Source organism: Pseudomonas sp. KU43P (assembly GCF_033095865.1).
Classification (GTDB): domain Bacteria; phylum Pseudomonadota; class Gammaproteobacteria; order Pseudomonadales; family Pseudomonadaceae; genus Aquipseudomonas.
In genome coordinates, this window is record NZ_AP019365.1 from 2,632,198 (window position 1) to 2,651,941 (window position 19,744).

The 19,744-nt window shown below is 65.6% G+C and carries 15 protein-coding genes and 1 pseudogene; 13 read left to right on the top strand and 3 right to left on the bottom strand.

The window, feature by feature from the left end:
- The first annotated feature begins 19 nt into the window (after positions 1-19).
- From KU43P_RS11935 to KU43P_RS11945, 3 genes are all read left to right on the top strand, one after another.
- Positions 20-892, top strand: coding sequence for an alpha/beta fold hydrolase (locus KU43P_RS11935; protein WP_317663317.1), 873 nt, complete (start codon positions 20-22; stop codon positions 890-892).
- 100 nt (positions 893-992) lie between these two features.
- A complete protein-coding gene (locus KU43P_RS11940; RefSeq protein ID WP_317663318.1) occupies positions 993-1,856 on the top strand; it encodes a pirin family protein in 864 nt (287 codons plus the stop codon).
- Positions 1,857-1,863: 7 nt separating this feature from the next.
- Positions 1,864-2,796: a DNA-3-methyladenine glycosylase family protein gene (locus KU43P_RS11945; protein ID WP_317663320.1), complete on the top strand. Its 933-nt coding sequence runs from the start codon at positions 1,864-1,866 to the stop codon at positions 2,794-2,796.
- On the opposite strand, the gene KU43P_RS11950 is transcribed toward KU43P_RS11945, so the two are convergent.
- Complete coding sequence (locus KU43P_RS11950) at positions 2,765-2,992, bottom strand: DUF6555 family protein (RefSeq protein WP_317663789.1); 228 nt, start codon at positions 2,990-2,992, stop codon at positions 2,765-2,767. The two genes, KU43P_RS11945 and KU43P_RS11950, sit on opposite strands and share 32 nt — an antisense overlap.
- 325 nt (positions 2,993-3,317) lie before the next feature.
- Between KU43P_RS11950 and KU43P_RS11955 the strand changes: the two genes are divergently transcribed.
- Entirely contained in the window at positions 3,318-3,578 is a 261-nt protein-coding gene (locus tag KU43P_RS11955; protein WP_317663322.1) for a DUF1652 domain-containing protein, read from the top strand.
- Positions 3,579-3,595: 17 nt separating this feature from the next.
- Here KU43P_RS11955 and KU43P_RS11960 read toward each other — a convergent pair whose 3' ends face one another.
- Complete coding sequence (locus tag KU43P_RS11960; RefSeq protein WP_317663323.1) at positions 3,596-4,210, bottom strand: Yip1 family protein; 615 nt, start codon at positions 4,208-4,210, stop codon at positions 3,596-3,598.
- Between the two features lie 86 nt (positions 4,211-4,296).
- Positions 4,297-4,584 carry a hypothetical protein gene (locus tag KU43P_RS11965; protein WP_317663324.1) on the bottom strand — a complete coding sequence of 96 codons (288 nt, stop codon included), beginning with the start codon at positions 4,582-4,584 and terminating at the stop codon, positions 4,297-4,299.
- A gap of 292 nt (positions 4,585-4,876) precedes the next feature.
- Between KU43P_RS11965 and mnxG the strand changes: the two genes are divergently transcribed.
- The 9 genes and pseudogenes from mnxG to KU43P_RS12010 all read left to right on the top strand — a co-directional run bounded on the left by mnxG (position 4,877) and on the right by KU43P_RS12010 (position 19,743).
- Positions 4,877-10,750 carry a manganese-oxidizing multicopper oxidase MnxG gene (gene mnxG, locus KU43P_RS11970; RefSeq protein ID WP_317663326.1) on the top strand — a complete coding sequence of 1,958 codons (5,874 nt, stop codon included), beginning with the start codon at positions 4,877-4,879 and terminating at the stop codon, positions 10,748-10,750.
- A gap of 19 nt (positions 10,751-10,769) precedes the next feature.
- Entirely contained in the window at positions 10,770-12,755 is a 1,986-nt protein-coding gene (locus KU43P_RS11975; RefSeq protein ID WP_317663327.1) for a beta-propeller fold lactonase family protein, read from the top strand.
- Positions 12,752-13,407: pseudogene (locus tag KU43P_RS11980) on the top strand (SCO family protein). The gene KU43P_RS11975 and the pseudogene KU43P_RS11980 overlap by 4 nt, the downstream one beginning before the upstream one ends.
- Positions 13,404-14,069, top strand: a complete 666-nt coding sequence (locus KU43P_RS11985; protein WP_317663328.1) for an SCO family protein — start codon at positions 13,404-13,406, stop codon at positions 14,067-14,069. The pseudogene KU43P_RS11980 and the gene KU43P_RS11985 overlap by 4 nt, the downstream one beginning before the upstream one ends.
- Before the next feature lie 3 nt (positions 14,070-14,072).
- On the top strand, positions 14,073-15,701 hold the full coding sequence (locus KU43P_RS11990; RefSeq protein WP_317663329.1) for an ABC transporter substrate-binding protein: 1,629 nt from the start codon (positions 14,073-14,075) through the stop codon (positions 15,699-15,701).
- A 14-nt stretch (positions 15,702-15,715) separates the two neighbouring features.
- Positions 15,716-16,357, top strand: coding sequence for a SurA N-terminal domain-containing protein (locus tag KU43P_RS11995; RefSeq protein ID WP_317663330.1), 642 nt, complete (start codon positions 15,716-15,718; stop codon positions 16,355-16,357).
- 237 nt (positions 16,358-16,594) lie between these two features.
- Entirely contained in the window at positions 16,595-17,128 is a 534-nt protein-coding gene (locus tag KU43P_RS12000; RefSeq protein WP_317663332.1) for a response regulator, read from the top strand.
- Positions 17,129-17,189: 61 nt separating this feature from the next.
- On the top strand, positions 17,190-18,980 hold the full coding sequence (locus tag KU43P_RS12005; RefSeq protein ID WP_317663333.1) for a GspE/PulE family protein: 1,791 nt from the start codon (positions 17,190-17,192) through the stop codon (positions 18,978-18,980).
- Positions 18,961-19,743, top strand: a complete 783-nt coding sequence (locus KU43P_RS12010; RefSeq protein WP_317663335.1) for a hypothetical protein — start codon at positions 18,961-18,963, stop codon at positions 19,741-19,743. The genes KU43P_RS12005 and KU43P_RS12010 overlap by 20 nt, the downstream gene beginning before the upstream one ends.
- The last annotated feature ends 1 nt before the right edge of the window (position 19,744 follow it).

The window sequence follows — 19,744 nt, forward strand, 5'->3', positions numbered from 1 at the left end:
CGCCGAGTACAGCAAGCCGATGCAGTTGATTCCCTGGTCCCACGAATGCTCCGAAGGCTTCACCCTGCGCGGCTGGCGCTCCGAGGCCAGCGGCAAGCCGTTGTTGCACTTCCTGCACGGTAACGGCTTCTGCTGCCTGGCCTATCAACCCATGCTGATGGACCTCGCCGAGCATTTCGACCTGTGGCTGTGCGATGCCCAGGGCCATGGTGACAGTGACCACGGCGGTGAGTTTTGCGGCTGGAACCGCACGGCGGCGCTGGCGCTGGAAGCCTTCGAAAGTGGCCGGGGAGCGTACGGCGAGGTGCCGCGTTACGCTCTGGGGCACAGCTTCGGTGGCGTGCTCACCGGGCTGATACTGGCTAGCGCTCCCGACCTGTTTACGCGTGCCGTGCTGCTCGACCCGGTGCTGTTCAGCCGGCGCATGATCGGCGCCATGGGCATTGCTGCACGCCTAGGCCTGCACCGCCGGCATGCACTGGCGCGCAAGGCCGCCACTCGGCGAACCCACTGGCCGGACCGCGAAGCCGCGCTGGCTTCGCTGCAGGGGCGGGGGATTTTCAAGGGTTGGACCGACGCCGCACTGCGTGCCTATATCGAGCATGCGCTGGGCGATTGTGGTGAAGGCGTGGTGCTCAAATGCCGGCCCAGCCGCGAGGCGGACATCTTCAGCTCATTTCCAAAGGCCATGTGGTCGCAGCTCGCAGCCATTCGGGTGCACACGCTGGTGCTGTATGGCCAGCACACCTATCCCTTCGTGCCACGTTCGGTGCTACGGCTGGCGCGCATCAATCCACGGGTGAAGGCCCGTGAGGTGGCCGGTGGGCACTGCTTCATGCAAGAAGACCCGGCCATGGCAGCGCAACAGGTGGTCGACTTCCTGCAAGGCTGAACAACTGTTCCATAGCTGGAACGATCAGTGCTATTTCAGCCGGCTACTGGCAGATTGTGCGCACTGGTAAGGTGAACCCAGCCAAGAGAGGAGACTTCTCATGAAAAAGATCCTGGGTATCCACCGCAGCCCGCACGCCCACTGGGTGGGCGACGGCTTCCCGGTGCGCAGCCTGTTCACCTATGACAACCTGGCCAGCCAGATCAGCCCGTTCCTGCTGCTGGACTACGCCGGCCCCTATGATTTCACCCCGACCAGCGCCCGCCGCGGCGTCGGCCAGCACCCGCATCGCGGCTTCGAGACCGTGACCATCGTCTACCAAGGCGAGCTGGAGCACCGTGACTCCACGGGCGCCGGCGGCTTGATCGGCCCGGGTGATGTGCAGTGGATGACCGCCGCCAACGGCATCATCCATGAAGAATTCCATGCACCGGCCTTCGCCCGCAGCGGCGGCACGCTGGAAATGGTGCAGCTGTGGGTCAACCTGCCGGCCCGCGACAAGCGCGCGGCGGCGGGCTACCAGACGTTGCTGGCCGGGGACATCCCAGTCATTTCGCTGGACGGTGATGCCGGCAGCCTGCGGGTGGTCGCCGGCAGCTACGGTGGGCAGCCGGGGCCTGCGCGTACCTTCACTGCCATGGATGTCTGGGACATGCGCCTCAAGGCCGGGGCCGGCCTGCAACTGCCGGCCGCCGAAGGGCGCAATGCCGCGCTGGTCGTGTTGCGCGGCAAGCTGCGGGTCAATGCCGAGCGTGACGCCGGGCCGGCGAGCCTGGTGCTGCTGGACCGAGCGGGCGAGGGTGTGGCGCTGGAGGTGCTGGAAGACACCAGCGTGCTGCTGCTCAGCGGTGAGCCCATCGATGAGCCCATCGTCGGTTACGGCCCGTTCGTCATGAACAGCCAGGCGGAAATCGCCGAGTCGTTCGACGATTTCCACGCCGGCCGCTTCGGCCAGATGGCATGATGGGCCGATGAGCCCTTTGCACGCGGTACGACGCACGAGTCGCAGCAACGACCAGCACACCCTATGGCTGCGCTACCGTGCGCCGTACCATTGGCCGTCGGCCCTGGCCTTTCTTGCAGCGCGCTGCATCCCAGGCATCGAAACCTTTGACGAAGGCGTGTACCGACGCACCCTGGTGATCGCCGGCCGACACGCTGTGCTGCAAGCCAGGCCTGCCTGCGGGCAACGTCTGTACGTTCGCGTTGACGGCGTACCCAGCGCGGCAATCCCCGGCTTGATCGCGCGCGTGCGCCGCGTCTTCGACCTGGACGCCAATCCCGCGCAGATCGCCCAGGCCTTGATGGCAGATCCCCTATTGGCCAAATTGCTTGCCGCACGCCCCGGCCTGCGCGTGCCGCAGGGGTGGGATGCGTGCGAACAAGCCATGCGCACGGTGCTGGGCCAGCAGATCAGCGTGGCGGGCGCGATGACCCTGGCTAGCCGCCTGGTGGCGCGCCACGGCCAGAAGCTGCGCGTGCAGGGCTATGGTTTGACCCACGTGTTCCCCACGCTCGAAGCGATTGCCTGCGCGCCGCTCGATAACCTCGGTATGCCCCGTTCACGCGCTGCCACGTTGGGTACACTTGCCCGTGCACTGCTCGATCAACCTGGCCTGCTGCGCCCGGGGCAGCCTCTTGAAACCGTCATTGAAAACCTCTGCCGCCTCAGGGGCATCGGCCCCTGGAGTGCCCACTACCTGGCCCTGCGCCAGGTCGGCGCGCAGGATGCATTGCCGTTGGGAGATGTAGCGCTGATCAAGGCATTGCGCCTGCTGGAAGGGGGGGATGCGCAGTTGGGCGAACGTGCTCTGGCCTGGCGACCCTGGCGGGCCTATGCCGCGCAGCATCTGTGGGCCTCGCTGGCGGACCTCAGCCCGACTGCCGCCACTGCACGTCGCTGATGCCGAAGCGCTCGGCCAGGGGTTTGCTCACCTTGCGGACTTTTTCGTGGCTGTAGCGGCCTATGCGGCCAACGCCTGCGTCACAGCTTGCCCAGTGCCAAGCTTCGGCGTTGTCCATCCGGTCCGCACGGATGACGAACGATCTGGGCTTGCCATGGAACTGGTAGTCGATCACGTAGAGCTTGGCATCGATCATCGGGTACCTGGCGTGCTGGGCGCGGTTAGCGGTGGCGGTGAAAGGCTTGAACATCTGGAGCCATGAAGGCGTCGAAAAGTTTGCTCTGGGCAGATCAACGCGACACGAATGGTCTGTTACCGACCGCCTGTCGCCAAGTGCCATCATCGGACCGAACGGTCATGGCCTGCGGCGGTTCTTCCACTAAGGTGCTAGATGATCTCCCGCAGTACCATTGCCCCGGCGCATGGACGGCCGCTTGGGCATGCGCATTATCAATTGGCACCCTGCCTGCCAAAGGCGTACTCAAACACAACAGGCCATCCAGTACAGAGAGGGTCGTACCATGTCGTTGATAGGAGTTTCGATGCTGGAAATGCGGCAAATGATCGAACAGGCCTGCCTCCCTGACCGCTGTGAAGTCAGCTGCACGGATGGCGTCAGCCTGACCATCCGTCTGGGTCAGGGACAGAACCTGGAGGAGGGTGTTGTGCTCACCGGGGTGTCGTTGCAGAACCTCAACAGTTGCCGCGACGTGGTGAATCTGGTCGGACAACTGCACGCACTGCGTTCCAGTCATCCGGCGTCGCTCAGGGCGATCGCCTGAACGACGCCGTGCCCCGGTCAGCCAAGGCTGGCCGGGCGTACGTATTCGGGCATCAGCCCGTTGGTCCAGAACAGGATCATCGACACCAGGATGGTCACCAACAGCAGCAGCCCCACACCCCATACACACGTGGCGAACAGCATCGCCTGCTCCTTGCGCAGGCGCAGGAAGGTCTGCAAGCCGCCATACAGCAATACGGTGGCATAGGCCGACGCAGCCGCCAGGGCGATCAAGGTCAACCAGCGGATCGGCACCAGGCCGAACACCCCTGCGAAGAACCACGGCGTGGCGCAATAAGCGGCGAAGCCAATGCACTGGTTGAGGCTCGGTTGCGCATCGAAGCCGCGTGACATCCATCGAATCATCACCCCCATCAGCATCACGCCCACTACCGTGGTGGCGTACAGCAGCCCTGCCAGTTGTGCCGCGCTCGCCATGCTCAGGCGCACACGTTCTTCGCCGGCCAGGCTCCAGCCGAAGGTGGTGGTACCGACGAACAGGCACAGTGCCGGAATCAGCGCCAATGCCAGCAGGCGCGGCAGGTATTGCTGCGGGTGATCTTCTTCGGCCCGGCGTATCTCGATCCAGGCATCTGAAGGGTGGGTGAAAAGCTTGAGCAACGGACTGTTCATGGCGTTCTCCTGAAGGCAGTGGCCCTCTAGGTATGGAGGTACGCCATTTGCGGCAGGTTCAGCCCGGTTCGCCGCCGTTGATCGGCTTATTGCAGCTCGACCAGCAGGTTGAGGCCACCGTCGCCGCATTTGCCCTGGTCGCGCACGACGCCGTGGTAGCTACGGCCGTCCCAGACAAAGGCAACACTGTGGGCGCGTTCGACCTTGTCCGGCAACGGCGGGCAGATGTGCAGGCGCAGGGCGGGGCGGCCTTGCAGGCTCAGGGCGGCAAGCTGGCATTGACACTCGACGCTCTGGGCCACCGGGCCGAACAGGGTGTCGCGCACGTAATCGAGCTGCACGCAGGTATTGGGTGCGCGGCAGGGCATTTTCATGGCTGCGAGGCGCTTGGGGTCAGGTGTAGGTCGGGCATCGACAGGCTCCTGGCAAGAGAGGCGGTATCTCCTTTTTGAGGGCGTGGAACGGCGGATGTTCAAGTGGATCGACAGGGAATTTTCTGGATCCCATTCGTTAATGCCTCTCATCCCCCCGATTCGGGGAATGGCGCTGGGGAATCCTCCCCAATTCGATTTGCTTTATGCCGCAACGTGCTGAAAAACAACGTTATTTCTATCTGGCATACACCTTGCTGACCTACAGGCAGTCCCTGTGTCCCGGAGGTGCAGTATGTCGACCCCGAAAAAAGGCCCCGTCCTGACATCATTTGTCCTGGCCCTGCTGGGTTGGGAAACGACCAGCGAGGCGGCTGTGCAGTGCCAGCGCACCCTGGTCGCCAACGTTGTGGCACTGGACCAGCCACTGATGTTCAACCGCCTCGGCGCGCAGAACGCCAATGGCATGATGTTCGCGCTGCGCCAGGATGTGGTGGACGCACATAACGTACCGCTGAGCAAAGGAGGGGCCGCCGTTCCCGGCAAAGTCACCCTGCGCCCCGACAAGCGCCCACGGCCCATCGTGCTGCGGGTGGCGGCCGGTGAATGCCTGGTGGTCAACCTGACCAACCTGCTGGCCTACCAGGCCAACCCCAACAAGCACGGCATCGATCACGACGAGAACGAAGTCGAGAACGAAGTCGAGGGTGAGCAAGAGGGTGAGCAAGAAGGTGCAGAAGTCGAGAACGAGGGCGGGGAACACGTTGTTGCCGACGAACAGGTGACCGACCGTCATGTGGGCTTCCAGGTCAATGGCCTGCAAGCGGTCAACAGCATCGGTGACATCGCGGCCAACACCGGGCGCAACGGCAACTTCCTGATCGCACCGGGCAATACCCGCACTTATACCCTCTATGCCGAACGCGAAGGCGCCTTCGCCGCTACCAGCCAGGGCGCGACGTTCGGCGGGCAGGGCGGGGCGGGCAACGTCGCCAACGGCCTGTTCGGCCAGGTCGTGGTGGTTCCCAAGAATGGGCGTACCTACCGCAATACCCTGACCGAGGAAGAAATGCGCCTGGCCAGCACCGCTCGCACGGCCACTGGCCAGCCGGTGATCGACTACGAGGCCCGCTATCCACAGGCCGAGCCGTGGGTCAGCGAAGGCAAGGCGGGCAAACCGATCATCGCCATGGTCGACGGCAACGAGATCCTGAGCAGCGAAACCGATGCCATCGTCATGGGCCCGAACGCAGACGGCAGCTTCCCCCGTTCGACCTACCCGCTGGAAAGCATCAACAAACGCAACCCGGCCTTGCCCAATCGCCTCGAAGCGTTCCGCGACTTCGCCTCGCAATTCGCTGACGAAGTGGCGGCGACCCAGGCATTCCCCGGTTACTGGGCAGACCCGGTGATGGGCCATGTCCTGGAACCCACCCGCGATTCGTTCATGATCAACTACGGCTCTGGCGGCATGGGCGCCGAAGTGGTGGCCAACCGCTTGGGCGTAGGGCCCATGCATGACTGCCTGTCCTGCGCCTACGAGGAGTTCTTCCTCAGTGCGCATACCGTGGGTGACATCGGCACGCTGGTGGATGTGCCTGCCAACGTCGGTCTGGAAAACATCCGCCCCGGCGAAACACCACCGGCCAGCGCCACGGGCGTCAAGGCCAGTATGGCCTTGTACCCAGCAGAGCCAGCCAACGTGCACCACAGCTACATTGGCGACTTCACCAAGTTCCGCAACACCCACAACGGCCACGAGCAGCACATCTTCCACCTGCATGGTCACCAGTGGCTGTTCAACCCCAACGACGACAACTCCGACTACATCGATGCCCAGGGTATCGGGCCGGGTGTCGGCTACACCTATGAAATCGCCAACGGCGGATCGGGCAACCGCAACCGCGTGGCGGGCGATGCTATCTACCACTGCCACTTCTATCCGCATTTCGCCCAAGGCATGTGGGCCATGTGGCGGGTGCATGACGTGTTCGAGGAAGGGACCCGGCTGGAGGTCAGCGGCCAGGGCGAAAATGGCTTCCACAGTACGCCCTTTGCCCTGCGCAGCGGCAAGCCGGCGGTGGGTGCCCGCGCACTGCCGGACGGCGAAATCATTGCAGGCACACCGATTCCGGCCATCGTGCCGTTGCCTGGCAAGGCCATGGCGCCGATGCCGGGCAAAGTCGTGGTGGTGCCAAAACTCTCCGAAGCGCTGGTGGCCGAGCATGGCGACGAAGGCGAGGAGGAGGGCGATGACGAACAGGCTCATGAAACCGTCACACCGAAAGCCGTGGGCTCCCTGGCCTTGGTCGATCGCAGCGAGACCAACCGCAACGCTGACGGCAGCTTGAAAAACCCTGGCTATCCATTCTGGATCGGCGGCATGGAAAGCAGTGTTGGCCAACGTCCGCCAACGCCACCGCTGGACATGCTCGACCCGGCCTTGGCTCGCCAGCTCAAGGACAGCGGCAAAGCCCTGTGGGCCAACCTGGACCCCAACCAGGTCGATGGCTGGGACGGTGGCCTCGGCCGGCACGCGCTGGATGGCGTTTCCGCTGGCGGCGAAGCTGAAACCACCACCACCAAGCTGGACTTCTCCAAAGTGGTACACAAAGCCAAGCCGATCTACCTGCCCGAAGAAGGCACCGATGTCGAGCAGGCCGCCATGCAATACCACGCCAAGGCCGAGCACCCCAGTTATGCCCTGATCCCCGGCAGCCAGCCAGTGGCCAAGGCGTTTCGCACCAACGGTGCGCTGCCCACTGCCGGCGCACCGTTCTACGAACCGTGCATGGATGACAGGGGTAAACGCATGACCCAGACCTCCGGCGTGGGTGAGTTCTTCAGCGGCGAAAGCCTCACCGGCATGAACTTCCGCGGCTCGTCCACGTTCACCGCCGACCGCCCGCGCATCTATAAAGGGGCCAACATCCAGTTCGACGCGGTGTACAACAAAGTCGGCTACCACTTCCCGCAGGCGCGCATCCTCGCCCTGTGGGAAGACGCCTGGCCGGTCATCACCAAGCAGCGGCCGCCAGAGCCCCTGGTGATGCGCATGAACACCTTCGACTGCACCATGTACACACACAGCAACCTGATTCCGTCGTTCTATGAAATGGACGACTACCAGGTGCGCACCCCCACCGATGTGATCGGCCAGCACATTCACTTGCCCAAGTGGGACCTGACCGCTGCCGACGGCTCCGCCAACGGCTGGAACTACGAAGATGGCATCCTCTCTCCCGGCAGCGTGGTGGAGCGCGTGCACGCCATTCGTGCTTACAACGGTTGCAGCGAAGGGGATAGCCGCGACGGCACCGCCGCCTGCCCGAAAGCCAAGCAGCACCCGTACTTCGGCCGCTTCGGCCGGGCCGATTGGCTGGGTGCACGCACGGCCATGCAGCGCTGGTTCGCCGATCCGTTGGTCAACGTGTATAACGTCGACCGTGGCCTGGGCACCATTTTCACCCATGACCACCTTGGCCCATCGACCCACCAGCAACTTGGCTTGTATGCCACCGTGCTGGCTGAACCTGCCGGCTCGACCTGGTACCACGCCGAAACCGGCGAGCAGCTGTACAACCCGTCCATGCGCCAGGACGGCGGGCCGACTTCGTGGCAGGCGGTGATCAAGACCGGTGACCACGATGGTGACGGCAAGAACGACAGTTACCGCGAGTTCTTCCTCGAATACAGCGACTTCCAGCATGCCTACGAGGCGGGCGTGTACGTGGGCGCGGGCCCCGATGGCGTACCCAATGGCCAGTCCTACCCGGCAACCGCCGACAGCTTCCGCTACGCCATCAACCCGCCCGTGCGGCAGAAGGCGTCCAACCTGCTGGAATCGGTGGTCGAGTCGCGCGGTGGCCTGAGCCCTGGCTGCCCGAGCCGACCTTGCCCGCAGGCGATCTCGGTGGATGACCCTGGCATGTTCGTCGTCAACTACCGCAACGAGCCGCTGGCCCTGCGTGTGTTCGACCCGAACAAGGTCGGCCCGGACGGTAAGCGCGGCATGCAGGCCGACGGCCCCGGCGGTGACCTGGGCTATGCCCTGCAGACCCGTACCGACCGTGCCATCCCGGCGATGAACATGGCGCCCTCGGCCATCACCTCGGCCGTTGGCCCCACTGGCGGTACCACGTTGTTCCCACCGAACATCAACGTTGCCGGGAGTGAACCCGGCGATCCGTTCACCCCGCTGCTGCGCACCTATTCCGGCGACAACGTGCGCTTGCGCATGCACGCCGGTGGCCATGAGGAGGAACACAACGTCACCCTGCACGGCGTCAAGTGGCTGCAGAACGGTACCGGTTTCGGCAACAGCTCCAACTCGGGCTGGAAATCGTCGCAGATGATCGGCATCTCCGAGCAGCTGGGCTTCATGGCGCCGGTGTCGATGATCTCCAGCTCCGCGGCCACCAACGGCGATTACCTGTACTCGCTGGACGCAGCCCTGGAAGGCTACTGGAACGGCATCTGGGGCATCATGCGCAACTACACCGCGCAGCGCACCGACCTGTTCGCGCTGCCGAACAACCCGCAACCGGTGGCCATGCGCAATACCGTCAACTTCGACGGCATCTGCCCGAAAACCACCGCCAACCCCAATGGCATTGGCTCGCGCACCACGGTCAAGCGCAGCTACGAGATCGTCGCCGCGCTGGCCAACGATATCCTGGAGAACCGTCACGGCGTCAGCATCAACGACCCCGCTGGCGTCGGCCAGCATGTAGGCGGCCCGCTCAAGGCCAGCGGCGGCACGCTGGTCTTCAACAGCCGCAAGACCAGCATCCCGCAAGTGACAGTGACCGACGAGGAAGACGGTGCCACGTTCACCGTGGGCGGCCACAGTTCGCCGCTGCACGACCCGACCGCCGTGCTCTACGTGCGCAAGGCCGACCTCGATGCCAGCACCGGCAAGCTCAAGGCCGGCGTACCGGTCGAGCCGCTGGTGCTGCGTGCCAATGCCGGGGACTGCATCAGTATCACCCTGGAGAACCGTCTGCCGCTGGTCATGCCTGACCTGCCCAGCACGGCGGTGATGCAGAACGTGGTCAAGCGCAACCGCAACGACAGCGAGGGCTCCACCGCCTTCAACAACAACCTGATGCGGCCGTCCAGCCATGTGGGCCTGCATGCGCAACTGCTGGCCTACGACATCACCAAGTCCGACGGTGTCAACGTCGGTCTGAACCCCGTGCAGACCGTACCGCCACGGGCCGGCACCAGCGGCGCCTACCCCACCAAGGTGTACCAGTACTACGCCGGCCACCTGGAGCGAGAAGGCAAGCCGGTGCTGCAACTGGGCCGCACGGTGGACAACATCAACACCACGGCCATCGAGTTCGGCGGCCTCAACCTGACCCCGGCGGATGTCATCAAGCAGCCGCAGAAGGGGCTGGTCGGCGCCATGAGCATCCTGCCGCAGACTGCGACCTTCACCGAGGACGCCGCCAGCCGTGCGCAGGCCACGGTCAAGGTCAGTGGCCAGCCCGACTACCGCGACTTCGTCACGGTCTGGCAGCGTTCGATGAACATGCGCTGGGCCGATGGCCGTCCTGTCGAAGGCATCGCCACCGAAGGCAACGGCGTGCCGGGCGATCCGAAGGACAACGGCAACATGGCCATGAACTACAAGACCGAGCCGCTGTGGCTGCGCTTCGGCCTGGCACCGGACGCACCGTTCGGCCATGCCGATGGGTTTGGCTTGGCCGATGTGCCCAATGCCCACATGGCTTACAGCAACGCCCTGGCCGGGGGTGATCCACAAACGCCAGTGCTCTGGGCCAAACCTGGGCAGCCTGTGCGCAACCATGTGGTCATGCCCAGCGGCGGTAGTCGCGGCATCACCTACCAGCTCGATGGCCACCTGTGGCCGCTGCACAACTACCAGGCCGAGAAGAACGACCTCGACGGCTACCCGATGAACCTGCCAGGTATCGGCTCGGTGCGTTTCGGCAACAACCCGATGGCCATGTACATCGGCGCCCAGGAGAGCGTACTGCCGGCCGCGCACTTCAGCTTCATGCTGCCCAGCGCCGGGGGAGTCAACGCCGTGCCGGGTGACTACCTGTTCCGCGACTATGCCGCGTACGGCAACCTCTCGGGGCTGTGGGGGATTCTGCGGGTCACCAATGACGCGCCGCCGGCAACGGCCCCGGCGCAGTAAGGAAGAGGGGCGCACGTGCATGAACAACAAGAAAATCCGCTCGGCGTATCTTGGGCTGGCAGTGGGAGTAGGGCTGATCGGCCTGGGCGTGGCGTATGAAAAGCTCTGGTGCGACCCCCGCGAGCTGCTGCAGGAGCCTGCCGACCCTCAGGCCCTGCACCGGCTCAGCCGGGATGGCGTGACTGTGGAGTTCGATGCCCAGCCGATGGCCGGCGGCGAATTGCGCGAAGGCAGTTTCGCCAACATCCGCTTCAAGGTCACCGACCAGAACAGCGGTCAGCCGCTGTCGGGCATGGCGCCGGGGGCGTGGATCGACCCGGCGCAGTCGGCCCCGGTAGAGGCCTCCCGTGAGCAGAGCTGCAAGGCGCGCGTGGCGCTGTTTCTCAAGAGCAGCATCGGCGCCCGGCCACTGCTGGACCTGAACAGCTACTTCCTGCTGGTGCTGAACAAGGACGCCAGCCTCACGGTGATCGACCCGACCGTGTCGGTGGGCGGGGTGACCAGCACCCTGGCACGCATCGACCTCCCTGGCCGCCCCATGGATTGGATAGCCACCAGCGACGACAAGCAGGTGTTCGTGTCGATCCCCGAACGCGGCAAGGTGGCCGTCATCGACACCGAAACCTTCACCCACGTGGCCAGCCTGGATGCCGGTGAGCAACCGCTGCGCGTGGCCTTGCAGCCGGACCAGCACCGGCTATGGGTCGGCAACAACAGCGAAGACCCGGCCAAGGGCGGGGTGACGGTGATCGACGTGCCCAGCCGCAGCACGCTGAAGAGCTTCGCCACCGGCTCCGGGCACCACGAGATCGCCTTCAGCGCCGACTCGCGCTACGCCTTCGTCAGCAACCGCGATGGCGGCACCCTGAGCATCATCGACATCCCCGAAATGCGCCTGGCCAAGACCCTGGAAGTCGGCCCGCATCCGCTGGCGGTGGCCTATTCTGCGCTGTCTCAGGCGGTGTATGTCAGCGATGGCGAAGAGGGCAGCGTGCGCGTCTACGATGCCCGCAGCCACCAGCTACGCCACACGGTGAAGTCCGAGCAGGGCCTGGGGCCGATGCGCTTTAGCAGCGATGGCCGCTACGGCATCGTGCTCAATACCCTGGAAAACCAGGCGCTGGTGATCGATGCCAGTACCGACCAGCTGATCCATCGCATCCCGGTGGCTGCCGAGCCTTACCAGCTGACCTTCACCAAAGGCTATGCCTACGTGCGCGGCCTGGCCTCGTCGAAGGTCAGCATGATCAACCTCAGCAGCCTGGGCGAAGGGCGCCAACCCATCATTCAGAGCTTCGAGGCCGGCCCGGCGGCGCCGCGCCAGGCCGGTGACCTGCCGCTGGCCCAGGGCTTGTCGGTGTCGCGCGACGACAACTCGGTGTTCGTGGTCAACCCAGTGGACAACACCACCTACTTCTATGCCGAAGGCATGAACGCGCCGATGTCCGGCTACAACAACCGCGGCCATCAGGCCCGTGCGGCGCTGGTCATCGACCGCAGCCTGCGCGAGCTGGCCCCAGGGGTGTACGGCTCGACGGTGAAGATGCCGGCAGCCGGCACCTTCGATGTGGCCTTCCTGCTCAACCAGCCACAGATCATCCACTGCTTCAGCACCCAGGTGGCGGCGGCGCCAGACGCCAGCAAGCGCAAGGGTGCGCACGCCGAGTTCATCGGCCTCGACCAGCCGTTGCCACAGCAAAGCGCATTCACCGCCAGGGTGCGTATCGTTGGCGACGATGGCCGCCCCCGCCGGGGCTTGAATGACGTGACCCTGCGCTACTTCCTGGCGCCCTCGTCGATGCCGCACAACCTGCAGCTCGAGGAAGTGGGCGAGGGGGTGTACCAGGCGTCGCTGATGCTGCCTGAGCCCGGTGCCTGGTACCTGCATGTGCAGTCGCCTTCGCTGGGTCGCAAATTCGCCGAAGAGAACTACACCAGCCTGCGGGTATTGCCCGCCGCCGCTGCATCTACCGCTTCCCAGACCGACGTGAGGACTGTGCGATGAACGTCAAGCATCCCTGCAAGCTGCTGGTCCTGAGCCTGGCCCTGGCCAGCAACTTCGCCCTGGCCCACGCCGGCCACGAGCATGGCGGCGCTGCCGAACCGCCGGTGGCGGCCCGCCAGGAAAAGGCCAGCGTGCGTTTTGCCGATGTCTCGCTGCTCAACCAGGACGGCATGCCCGTGCGGTTGGAGAAAGACTTGGTCGGCGAGCGCCTGGTGGTCATGGGTTTCATCTACACCAGCTGCACCACGGTGTGCCCGGTGGTGTCGTCGATCATGGGCAAGGTCCAGCAGCAACTCGGGGCAGGGTGGGCGAGGAAGTCCAACTGGTGTCGATCAGCGTCGACCCGCAGCGTGACGATGCCAAGCGCCTGCAGCAGTACGCCAAGGCCTTCCAGCGCGGCCCCGGCTGGAGCTGGCTGACCGGTTCGCCCTATGCCGTGACTGAAACCCTCAAAGGCCTGGGCAGCTTCAGCGCCGACCTCAGCCAGCATCCGCCATTGATCCTCGTGGGCGACGGGCGCAGCGGCCACTGGACGCGTTACTACGGCTTCACCGACCCGGCGGTGCTGGTCGAGGAAATCAACCGCCTCAGCGCCCGCCGGGTACACGCCAAGAGCACCGCCATCGCCGAACATCAGGAGGTGCAACCATGAGCAGCCACTCCTCGCAACAGGCCGGCATGCGCAGCTTCGACTGGCTGGTGCTGGCCGGTTGCCTGTGGATCATGGCGTCGGTCGCCATGGCCCACGAAGGCCATGCACCCAGCGCCCCCAGCCCGCAGCCGGCGCCGCCGACCATGACCAGCGGTGGTGGCACCCGCGATGCGCAGAGCTGGTTCACCGACACCGTGCTCAAGGACCAGAACGGCCGTGAGCTGCGCTTCTACAGCGATGTGCTCAAGGACCAGGTGGTGATGCTCAACGTGATCTTCACCCACTGCACCGACGCCTGCCCACTGATCACCCGCAAGTTGCGCGAGGTGCGCGAGGCCATGGGGCCGGAGTTGGCCGGCCAGGTGACCTTCGTGTCGATCAGCAGCGACCCGCTCAACGACACCCCGGCGGCGCTCAAGGCGTTTGCCCAGAAGCAGGGCGTGGACAGTGCCAACTGGCTGTTCCTGACCGGTGACAAGGCCAGCGTCGACTTGGTGCTGGGGCGTATCGGCCAGTTCCTGCCCAGCCCCGAGCAGCATTCCACCCAACTGATCGCCGGCGATGTAGCCGGCAAGCGCTGGAGCAAGATCCGCCCGGATGCGCCGCCCGCAGCCATTGCCCAGCGCATGCAGCTGCTGGCCCAACCCTTGGCTGGGCGGTGAGCCATGGACATTCGGGCTGTCTGGTCTGGCCTTGTCGCGGATGAATCCGCTCCTGCAAGCCTGCGCAGATCTTGTAGGAGCGGATTCATCCGCGACAAGGCCAGCTCGCGCACTGCAAAAATCACAGCCCTGCTCATCACCCTCAGCGTCATCGGCCAAACCCTGGCCCTGGACCTCACCCCCCAGGAGCAAGCCGGCAAACGCCTCTACCGCGAAGGTGTCTCCAGCAGCGACGCCCAACTGACGGCGCGGGTAGGCGCCAGCGACATGAGCGTCCCCGCCAGCGTGCTGCCCTGCGCCAGTTGCCACGGCACCGATGGCCGCGGCCGCGCCGAAGGCGGCGTACGCCCGCCGAGCCTCGACTGGCAGCGCCTGGCCCTGGGCCAAGGCAGCCGGCAAACCAACGGCCGCAGCTACCCAGCCTACGCCGACGCCAGCCTGGCCCGCGCCATCCAGCACGGGGTCGATCCAGCCGGCAACCGCCTGGACTCGGCCATGCCGCGTTTCGCGCTGACCCTGGCTGACCAGCGCAACCTCACGGCCTACCTCAAGCGCCTGGGCGAAGAGCGCGACCCAGGCGTGGAGGAGGGCGTGCTGCGCCTGGGCACCTTGCTTCCCGCCAGCGGCCCGCTGGCCGAGGCCGGCCGGGTGATCCGCGCCGTGCTCGAAGACGGCGTGGCGCAACTCAACCAGCAGGGCGGTATCCACGGCCGGCGCCTGCAGCTCGTGGTGCTCGACCCCGGCGTCGACCAGGCCACTGCCGAACGTGCCCTGCAGCGTTTGCTCGATGAAGAAAGGGTATTCGCCCTGGTCACCCCATTGGCGCCGCAGCTTGATGAACACCTGGGCACGCTGCTCGAGCGGCAGGGGATGCCGCTGATTGGCAGTACCCCGCGCAGTGGCGGCAGCGCGCAGATCTTCGACCCCTTGCCAGGCATTGCCAGCCAACTGCTCAGCCTGGCCGGCCACGCTCGCAGCAGCCTGGGCCTGGCCGCCGATGGCCTGCGGGTGGTCTATGCCGGCGCGGACCAGGCAGCACTGGCCGAACAGGTACGCGAACGCCTGCAACAGCAAGGCTGGTCGCCCATGCCGGTGGAGGCGTTCGCCGGCCAGGCAGTGGACGCTGAAGGTATCGTCTTCCTGGGCCGCGCCCAAGCCTTCGCCGAACTGGCCGCCGTGCTCCAGGCAGCGGGGCGCGAGCCATACCTGTTCGCGGCATCCGGCCAGGTTGCCGGCGCCGTGGCGGCGCTGCCGGTGCAATGGTCGCAACGGGTGTTCCTGGCGTACCCCTTCGTGCCGGGCGACTGGACCGAGCAGGGCCTGGCGACACTGGCCGGCCTGCAACAGCGCCAGGGCCTGGACCCACGCCAGGCATCGTTGCAGGTCAACACCTTGTGCGCACTGCGCCTGCTCAGCGAGGCGTTGAAGCAGATCGGCCGCGACGCCAGCCGCGAGCGCCTGATCGCCGCCCTGGAAGGCCTGCACGACATCGATACCGGCCTGACGCCGGCGCTCGGCTTCGGCCCCGGCCGGCGCCAAGGCATGGCCGGCGCCCACGTCGTTGCTGTCAGCCTGCCCGGGCCACGCTTCACCGCCGTTGCCCCGTACCGGCCCGTGCCGGAAACCCCATGAGAGCGGAGGTCTGCATGCGAACCCTGTTGCTGTGCCTGTTGCTGGTGGTCGCCAAGGCGGGCTGGGCCGATGTGCCAGTGGCGCGGGTCAATGGCGTGGACATCGGCGTTCTGCGCCTGGAGCGCTACTTGAGCGAATACCTCGACGCCCAGGGCCGGGCGCTGAGCAGCATCCGCAACCCGACGCTGTACAAGCGCCTGCGCGACCAGGCCCTGGATGAGCTGATCGACAAGGAACTGCTCTGGCAGGAGGCCCAGCGCCGCGGCATCGTGGTCACCGATGAGCAGGTGTCGGCCCAGGTGGGCGAGCTGGAAGCCGCCTTCGGCAGCCCCGCGCTGTTCGAGCAGCGGCTGGCGGATGCGGGCTTCGATCGGGCAGGATACGCTCAGTACATGCACCACGAGCTTGCCGCGCAGCAGGTGTACGCCCAACTCAGCGCGGTCGATGAACCCACTCAGGCTGAAGTAGAGGCGTTCTACCAGGCCAATCGGCAAAGACTGCAGGGAGCGCAGAACCAAAGTGATAATGCGCAAGTCATACCAGAACGGGGCCTGGCATTGGCCAGGGGTGCGCTCGTGGCGCAACTGCAGGCCCAGCAACGCCAAGCCGTGCGCCAACGTTTGCGCGAATCCGCTACAGTGGAAATGGCCGACTGAATGCCCCGAAGTCGTTTCCCCAATGCTGGGGAATAATGACTTGGCAAAGTGCCATCAGGTTCCCCGGATGTGGGGAACCCCGCACTCGGCTGTTTCGGGGACACTGGCGCACGCCAGCAAGATCAATGACTTACAGTGGTGCAACATGAGTATTCACGCCTGGCACGAAGCCTGCTCAAGCCTGTACAAGGGCGCACTTCGCAGACCGGGAAACCGGGCAGTAATGGGGAGTCGACCTTGGTGAACAGAGTATTGGTAGTCGATGACGAACAGACCCTCGCGCAGAACCTGCAAGCGTACCTGCAGGCGCAAGGGCTGGATGTTCATGTTGCCCACGATGGTGCCAGTGGTATTGGCCTGGCCGAGAGCCTGGCACCGCAAGTGATTGTGCTGGATTACCGCTTGCCCGACATGGAGGGGTTTCAGGTCCTGGAGACCGTGCGCCAGAACAGGCAGTGCCATTTCGTGCTGATCACCGCCCACCCGACTGCCGAGGTCCGTGAGCGGGCCGCCGAACTGGGAGTGACTCACGTCCTGTTCAAACCGTTCCCGTTGGCGGAACTGGCCCGCGCAATCCTCGACCTGGTGGGCATAGAGCGCCAGCATAGGGCCACTGACGATTCAGCCGCAGGGTATGTCGAACGACGCCAGAACAGGAACGAATTGTTCCCCTTGCAGTTGTACGATGGCAGCTGGGTGTTGGCCGATCGCCGCCGAAATGGCGCCAAGCCCCCAGGACCTGACGACGAACAACTGCTCACTGGGGAATAGCGGCGCCCGCAGCCTCGACTGAGCCAGCCTGCGACGCGCCCCCTGAGCGGAGTCGCAGGCCATGTCCGATGTATTCGATCACACCGTTTCGGCCGCATCGCCGGCAAGCCGGCTCCCACAGGTCGAGCGCCATGCAGAGGCCTGTGTTCAACCTGTGGGAGCCAGCTTGCCGGCGATAGGGCCGGAACAGGCCGCCCCCGTCAGCGCCTTTCCCCGCGACCTGCTCACCCAGGCCCGCCTGCAAGCCAGCGGCGAGCGCCTGCTCAACTGCCTCGAACGCCTGGCCGCCGAAACCCCCGACACCTTCCTGCGCCGCCTCGGCCTGACCCTGCATTACCCGGTTCTCGACAGCCAGGCCCTGCTGGCCAGCACCCCACGCTTCGACAAGGTCAGCCTGGCCCAGTGCTTGAAGCGCGAGTTCGTGCTGATCGAGCAGGGCGGTGAACTGCTGGGCGTGTTCGCCGACCCCTTCGACCACGCCCGCCTGGCCTGGATCGACGACACCCTGCAAGGCGCACCGCTGTACCTGGCCCACGCCGCGGACCTGGCGACCTTGCTCGCCCGCCACGAAGAGAGCTTCCACGCCGTCGATGCCCTGGACCACGACGCTGAGGCCAGTAGCGACAGCGACCCGCTGCAACGGCTGTCGTTGACCAGCATCAGCGAAGACCAGAGCAAGGTGGTCAAGCTGGTCAACTCGACCCTCTACGACGCCCTCAAGCAACACGCCAGCGACATTCACCTGGGCATGACCGGCCAGGGGCTGACCATCAAGTACCGCATCGACGGCGTGCTCAACGGCGCCGGCAAGGCCAGCGGCAGCGCCTTCGCCGACCAGGTGATCTCGCGCATCAAGGTCATGGCCGAACTGGACATCGGGGAAAAGCGCGTGCCCCAGGATGGCCGCTTCAAGGTCGCCATCGGCGAGCGTCAGATCGACTTTCGCGTGTCGATCATGCCGAGCATCTTCGGTGAGGACGCGGTGCTGCGGGTGCTCGACAAGCAGGACCTGTCCGACCGCGTCAGTGGCGTCCAGCTGCAGGCCCTGGGCTTTGCCGATGAAACCCTGCGCGCCCTGCGCCGCTTGGCCGCAGAGCCCTACGGCATGATCCTGGTCACCGGCCCCACCGGCAGCGGCAAGACCACCACGCTGTACGCCATGATCAGTGAGATCAACCACGGCGTGGACAAGATCATCACCATCGAAGACCCGGTGGAGTATCAGCTGCCGGGGGTGCTGCAGATCCCGGTCAACGAGAAGAAAGGCCTGACCTTCGCCCGCGGCCTGCGCTCGATCCTGCGCCACGACCCGGACAAGATCCTGGTGGGCGAGATCCGCGACCCCGACACCGCACAGATCGCCGTGCAGTCGGCGCTCACCGGCCACCTGGTGTTCACCACCATCCACGCCAACAACGTCTTCGATGTGATCGGCCGCTTCAGCCAGATGCAGGTCGACCCCTACAGCTTCGTGTCCGCCCTCAACGCGGTGCTGGCCCAGCGCCTGATTCGCCTGGCCTGCCCGCACTGCTGCAGCCCCTGCGACGTCGATGACGACACCTTGGCCGCTTCGGGCCTGGCCCGCGAAGCGGTGGCCGGCTGGCACTTCGTGCGCGCCCAGGGCTGCGGCCAGTGCCGTGGCAGCGGTTACCGCGGGCGCAGCGCCATTGCCGAACTGCTGCACCTGGATGACGACCTGCGGCAGATGATCGTCGAACGCCGCCCGCTGGCGCAGATCAAGGCGCTGGCCTGCCAGCGCGGCCTGCGCTTGCTGCGTGCCTCTGCCCTGGACCTGGTCCGCGAGGGCCGTACCACCCTTGAGGAGATCAACCGTGTCACATTTATCGCCTGATCGCTTTTGCGCCGTGCTCGGCGCCGAGGGTGTCGGCCTGGGTCGCTGGCACGCCAACCAACACCAGTGGCTGGGTAGCCGCGCCTTCACCTGCGATGCCGCGCAACCTGCCTGGCAAGCCGCCCTTCAGGCGCTGGCCGCACTGCTGGCCGAACATGCTGTGCGCGGCGCCCAGTTGCGGGTACTGCTGTCGGCCCGCTTCAGCCGCTTCTGCCTAGTGCCCTGGAGCGAAGCCATCGGCACCTCCAGCGAGCTGGACGCCTACGCCAGAGCCTGCTTCGAGCACCTCTACGGGCAGTCGCTGGATGACTGGCGCATCGTCCTGTCGCCTGAACCTGCCGGTGCCGCACGCATCGCCACGGCGCTGCCTCACGCCCTGCTGCAAGGGCTGCAGGCACTGGGCCAGGAAAGCCGGCTGAAACTGCGCTCGGTGCAACCCTACCTGATGGCCGCTTACAACCGCTGCTCGGCACAACTGGGCCAGGGCGATTTCCTCTTCGTGCTGGCCGAACCGCGCCGCAGTGTGCTGCTGCTGGCAGCAGGCGGCGCCTGGCAGCAGGTGCTGGCGCAAGGCTGCGCAGACAGCGACCAGGCATTGCAGGCCCTGATCGAGCGCACCTGCGAGCTGTTCGGCGAGCACCTGCCACGCGTGTATCTGCACGCCCCGGGGCGGGGCGACGTGTCGCAACTGGCGGCGGTGCAGCTGTGCCAACCGGCCAGCGACAGCGACCCGCTGTGCGCCATGTGGCGGGCGGTGGCCTGAG

Excerpts from the sequence above, each read along its gene's own strand:
- mnxG (WP_317663326.1), top strand. The coding sequence starts at position 4,877 with ATGTCGACCCCGAAAAAAGGCCCCGTCCTGACATCATTTGTCCTGGCC.
- KU43P_RS11995 (WP_317663330.1), top strand. The coding sequence starts at position 15,716 with ATGCGAACCCTGTTGCTGTGCCTGTTGCTGGTGGTCGCCAAGGCGGGC.
- KU43P_RS11935 (WP_317663317.1), top strand. The coding sequence starts at position 20 with ATGCAGTTGATTCCCTGGTCCCACGAATGCTCCGAAGGCTTCACCCTG.
- KU43P_RS12005 (WP_317663333.1), top strand. The coding sequence starts at position 17,190 with ATGTCCGATGTATTCGATCACACCGTTTCGGCCGCATCGCCGGCAAGC.
- KU43P_RS11945 (WP_317663320.1), top strand. The coding sequence starts at position 1,864 with ATGAGCCCTTTGCACGCGGTACGACGCACGAGTCGCAGCAACGACCAG.
- KU43P_RS11975 (WP_317663327.1), top strand. The coding sequence starts at position 10,770 with ATGAACAACAAGAAAATCCGCTCGGCGTATCTTGGGCTGGCAGTGGGA.
- KU43P_RS11960 (WP_317663323.1), bottom strand. The coding sequence starts at position 4,210 with ATGAACAGTCCGTTGCTCAAGCTTTTCACCCACCCTTCAGATGCCTGG.
- KU43P_RS11955 (WP_317663322.1), top strand. The coding sequence starts at position 3,318 with ATGTCGTTGATAGGAGTTTCGATGCTGGAAATGCGGCAAATGATCGAA.
- KU43P_RS11940 (WP_317663318.1), top strand. The coding sequence starts at position 993 with ATGAAAAAGATCCTGGGTATCCACCGCAGCCCGCACGCCCACTGGGTG.
- KU43P_RS11950 (WP_317663789.1), bottom strand. The coding sequence starts at position 2,992 with ATGATCGATGCCAAGCTCTACGTGATCGACTACCAGTTCCATGGCAAG.
- KU43P_RS11990 (WP_317663329.1), top strand. The coding sequence starts at position 14,073 with ATGGACATTCGGGCTGTCTGGTCTGGCCTTGTCGCGGATGAATCCGCT.
- KU43P_RS11985 (WP_317663328.1), top strand. The coding sequence starts at position 13,404 with ATGAGCAGCCACTCCTCGCAACAGGCCGGCATGCGCAGCTTCGACTGG.
- KU43P_RS11965 (WP_317663324.1), bottom strand. The coding sequence starts at position 4,584 with ATGAAAATGCCCTGCCGCGCACCCAATACCTGCGTGCAGCTCGATTAC.